At 69.9% G+C, this 4,669-nt stretch carries 5 protein-coding genes; 4 read left to right on the forward strand and 1 reads right to left on the reverse strand.

Annotated features, from left to right (window positions below):
* Positions 1-232: 232 nt before the first annotated feature.
* Positions 233-1,267: an FAD binding domain-containing protein gene (locus VFZ20_RS21330; protein ID WP_329685969.1), complete on the forward strand. Its 1,035-nt coding sequence runs from the start codon at positions 233-235 to the stop codon at positions 1,265-1,267.
* 69 nt (positions 1,268-1,336) lie between these two features.
* Here the strand turns inward: VFZ20_RS21330 and VFZ20_RS21335 are convergent, their stop codons facing one another.
* Positions 1,337-1,633, reverse strand: a complete 297-nt coding sequence (locus tag VFZ20_RS21335) for a hypothetical protein (protein WP_329685970.1) — start codon at positions 1,631-1,633, stop codon at positions 1,337-1,339.
* A gap of 75 nt (positions 1,634-1,708) precedes the next feature.
* On the opposite strand from VFZ20_RS21335, the gene VFZ20_RS21340 reads away from it, so the two are divergent.
* From VFZ20_RS21340 to VFZ20_RS21350, 3 genes are all read left to right on the forward strand, one after another.
* On the forward strand, positions 1,709-2,239 hold the full coding sequence (locus VFZ20_RS21340; protein WP_329685971.1) for a L,D-transpeptidase family protein: 531 nt from the start codon (positions 1,709-1,711) through the stop codon (positions 2,237-2,239).
* Positions 2,240-2,863: 624 nt separating this feature from the next.
* Positions 2,864-3,940 (forward strand): lipid A deacylase LpxR family protein, encoded by a 1,077-nt coding sequence (locus VFZ20_RS21345; RefSeq protein ID WP_329685972.1) that lies wholly within the window; start codon positions 2,864-2,866, stop codon positions 3,938-3,940.
* A partial coding sequence (locus tag VFZ20_RS21350; RefSeq protein ID WP_329685973.1) for a Bax inhibitor-1/YccA family protein occupies positions 3,937-4,669 on the forward strand: 733 nt, incomplete at its 3' end. The genes VFZ20_RS21345 and VFZ20_RS21350, both read left to right, overlap by 4 nt.

The raw sequence follows: 4,669 nt of genomic DNA on the forward strand, positions 1-4,669 counted from the left end.
AGGAACGAGCAAAAGGAGGTCGGGGGAGAGGGCCCCGCGATGCGCCTCCGCTCCCGCTTATCAGTCCACATCCCTCGATTGATCCACATTCCTCGATCAACCCGGGCCTCGTTGTCCCCACTCACCCACCCTCCTCTCCGCACAATCCGCCCGCCCCCATCTGTCATCCCGCGCCGCCGCGGCTTATCTTCCGCGCGAACCGTACGGACGTCCGCTTCCACGCACCCGGCCGATGCTGCGCCTTCACGAATACGCGTACCACCGCCCGTCCACGCTGGCCCAAGCCGCCGCCTTTCTGCGCGAGCACGAGGACGCCATGCCCATCGCGGGCGGCACGGACCTCATGCCCAACATGAAGCACCGCCTGTTCACGCCCCGCCACCTGGTGGCGCTCAAGGGCGTGCGCGAGCTGCACGGCATCTGGATGGCAGACGCGGAAGGCCGGCCCGTGGCCACGGGCTCGCCCGACGCCACGCAGCTCGTGATCGGCGCGTGCACCACGCTCAGCGAGGTGGCGCGGAGCCCCATGGTGCAGGCGGCCATGCCGTCGCTGGCGCAGGCCGCGGGGCAGGTGGCCGGGCCGCAGATCCGCAACCAGGGCACCCTCGGCGGAAACCTGTGCCTGGACACGCGCTGCACCTACTACAACCAGAGCTTCTTCTGGCGGCAGGCGCTGGGGTTCTGCCTCAAGAAGGACGGCGACGTGTGCCACGTGACGCGCACGGGCAAGAAGTGCGTGGCCGCCCACTCCGCCGACACGGTGCCGGCGCTCATCACGCTGGGCGCGCAGGTGGACCTGGTGTCGGCGGACGAGACGCGCACGGTGGGCGTGGACCCGTTCTTCGTGGCCGACGGCCAGTGGAACATGGTGCGCCGCCGCGACGAGCTCGTGGCGCGCGTCCGCATCCCGCTCCCCGGCGCCAGCGTGCGGACGGGGTACACCAAGGTGCGCCAGCGCAACTCCATCGACTTTCCCCTGCTGTCCATCGCCGCCGCGGTGGAGTTCGAGGCGGACGAGACGGTGCGGCGCGTGTCGCTCGTGGTTTCCGCGCTGGGGTCGCGGCCGCGCGTGGTGACGGGGCTGGACAAGCTCGCGGCCGGACAGCGCCTGGACGCCGTGGCCGAGGCCGTGGCGCAGCAGGCGTTCAAGCAGTGCCATCCGCTGGAGAACATCATCGTGGACCCGGACTGGCGCCGCGCCATGGTGCCCGTCTACGTGCGCCGCGCGCTCCTGGGCCTGGCGCCTGCCCGCGCCCTCGCGGCCTGATCTCTTGATAGACGAGGCGCGCGCCGTCCGTCGGCGCGCGCTTCGTGATCGATCGGCTCAAGTCCGGCGTCAGTGGCCGCGCAAGGCGTGCACGAGCTGGTCCTTGGTCATCTTGCTGCGGCCCTGGATGTCCTTTTCCTTCGCGATGTTGTACAGCTCGTCGCGGGTGCGGTTCTCGTAGCCCTGGTTGGGATTGCCCGTGCCCTGCGTGCGCTTGTTGGGCGTGCGGCCCTCCAGCCGGCGGTGCTTGTTGACGGTGCGCGCGGCGATCTCCTCGGCTTGGCCCCGGTCCATGCCGCGGTCCATGGAGCTTTCCTTGACCGCCTCGTACATCTCCTCGTCGTGCTTGCTCCACCCTCTCGGCATCGCATCCTCCCGGTAGCTGGGGTTTCAACGGACCCTCCCAGGCAAGAAGCGCGCACACTCCCTTCGACAAATCCCTTGAAGCGCAAGACGTTCGCGATCGCCGCGGCCCTCCTCGTCCTCCTGTTCGGCGGGGTGCTCGCGTGGGCCAACCACCCGGACGCGCCGCCGCTGCCCTCCGACGCCCGCGCCGACCTGGTCCGCGTGGACAAGGGCGCGCGCACGCTCACGCTGCTGCGCGACGGCCGTCCGCTCAAGACGTACCGCGTGTCGCTGGGCGGCGCCCCGCGCGGCCACAAGCGTCAGGAGGGCGACGAACGCACGCCGGAAGGGCGGTACCTGCTGGACTACCGCAACCCCCACAGCTTCGCGCACTTGTCGCTGCACGTCTCGTATCCCGACTCGTCGGACCAGGCGCGGGCGCGCGCGGCCGGGGTGCCGCCGGGCGGGATGATCATGGTGCACGGCCTCCGCGATGGCTTGGGGTGGATGGGACGGCTGCACCGGCTGGTGGACTGGACGGACGGCTGCATCGCCGTCACCAACGCGGAGATGGACGAGATCTGGCGCGCCGTCCCCGACGGCACCCCCATCGAGATCCGCCCGTGAGAGGGTGTTGCTACACTTCGCGCTCTCAACCGCGTCATCCTGAGGAGCCGCCGCGTGGTCCCTGTCCGAACGTGATCTATGGCGGCGACGAAGGATCTTGGCCGCGAAACGCCGCGGCGGCTCTCGTGCCCGGAGCTTGTGTTCGAGGTTCGCATACAAGACCCTTCGGTCGCGCCAGGGTGCTGTGTGCATTCACGTTACCCGCGGCGCTCCCTGAATAGAAAGAGGGCTGGTTCTGGCGTGTAGCAGGCCTCCCGCGAGCGCCCCCTCCGCTCGCCTAGGCTCGCACCTCCCCCAATAACCCCTGGGGGAGGTTGAACTGCGGTGGCTTTCATCCCGTAGGGTGCGCGCAGCGCCGAATGACTCAGGACGACGCTCCTTGGACTCCATTGAGGGCAAGGTTGGCAACTCCACTGAGGTAATCCTGTTCCCCGATCCTGCCAGAACGAGCGGGCGACGATCGTTCTCGATCAACGTTATCCGCGGAGGCTGTTTCGACAGGATTCGGTGGATGACCTTCTGCCGCGGGACGTCAGGGATCCGCGGGCTCCAATCTTTACGGAAAGCGCGGGGGATGACAGATTGAACGCCGCCGCTCCACATCCGTCCTCTCCCGGTCGCCCCATGCCGTTCCGCCGCCCGCGCGCCGTCCTGGCCGCGCTCTGGTGTGTCGCCTTCGCGGCCGCGCCCGCCGCCGCGCAGGGGCGTGCCTACCAGCTCACGACCGACAACGACGCGTTCGATTTCTGGATTCCCGCGGTCGTGCGCCCGGACTACGAGTACAGCAGCGGGGTCCGCGTGGCGGTGGAGTCGGAGGGCGCGCGGGCGTGGGCCGGGCTGGCGCGCGCCGTGGCGCCGTGCGCGAAGGACGTGATCCGCCCCGTGGACGAGGCGCCGTGCGCGTCGACCGTGGTGGAAGCGGGGCAGCGGATGTACGTTCCGCGGGTGGACAGCTTTGAGCCGCTGGCCGGCCAGCGCCCGTTCGCGGGATGGCTGTACGGCTCCGTCACGGGCCGGGTGATGGACGGACGGACGCGCCACAGCTTCGGGATCGAGGCGGGGATCACGGGCAAGCCGTCTCTGGGCCAGTCGGTGATGGAGGGGTATCACCAGCTGCTGGGCTTCTGGAAGCCGGTCGGCTGGAGCCACCAGCTGGCGTTCGAGCCGGCCGCGTCCGTCACCTACGGCGTGGAGCATCGCGTGGCCGAGGCGCGCGTGGGCGGGGTGCGGATGGCGGACCTGACGGCGGACGCGGGCGCGTCGCTGGGCACCCTGCGCACGTCCGCGCGGGCCGGCGCGGAGCTGCGCGCGGGGACGCGGCTGGCGCACCCGTGGCGCACGCGACCCGGGCGTGGGACGTCCGTCTACGTGCGCGTGGGCGTCCGCGGCGAGGCCGTGGCCCACGACCTGTTCCTGGACGGCAACACGTTCGACAGTGACGCCGCGCGGGTCACGCGCCGGCCGTTCGTGGGGCAGACGCGGTGGGGCGTGGGGATTGCGCACGGCCCCGCCAGCATCGAGTATCGTGTGACGGCCCGCACTCGCGCGTACGGCGAGGAGCCCGGCGGGCATCCGTACGGCACCATCGAGGTCACCTGGCGGCGCGGGCCGCGTGCCCCGGCGCAGGCGGCGAAACCCGCGGCGCCCTCGGCGGTATCATTCGCCACACCATCGATCCCATCCACGACGAAAACGCCATGAGAACGTCCAATCCCGCCCTCAGCGAGAGGGTCTTTCAGCGCGCCGGGTACGACAGCAGCGGCGTGATGACGGTCAACGGCACCGTCAACAAGATCGGCATCCTGCTGCTGCTGGTGATGGTGCCCGCGGCCTGGACGTGGAACAAGGTGTCGACGTCGTGGGAGCCCTCCATGGCCATGGGCCCGGCCCTGCTGGGCGGTCTGGCCGGCTTCGTCTTCGCCATGGTCACCGTCTTCAAGCCGCGCTGGGCGCCCGTGACGGCGCCCCTGTACGCCGTGTGCGAGGGCTTTTTCCTGGGTGGCATCTCGGCGGCCTACAACGCGATTCCAAAGTACCAGGGCCTGCCCGTGCAGGCGGTGGCGCTCACCTTCGGCACGCTGCTGATGCTGCTGCTCGCGTATCGCGCGGGGCTGGTGCGGGCCACGGAAAAGTTCAAGGCGGGCATCGTGGCGGCCACGATGGGCATCTGCTTCGTGTACGTGGCAGCCTGGATCATGAGCATGTTCGGCGTGCGGATGCCCGTGCTCTACGACGCCTCACCGCTGGGCATCGGCATCAGCCTGTTCGTGGTGGTGATCGCGGCGCTGAACCTGGTGCTGGACTTCGACTTCATCGAGAGCGGAGCGGAGCTGGGCGCGCCCAAGTACATGGAGTGGTACGCCGCGTTCGGCCTGATGGTGACGCTGGTGTGGCTGTATCTGGAGATCCTGCGCCTGCTCGCCAAGCTGC

It is taken from the genome of Longimicrobium sp., assembly GCF_036280135.1.
Lineage (GTDB): Bacteria > Gemmatimonadota > Gemmatimonadetes > Longimicrobiales > Longimicrobiaceae > Longimicrobium.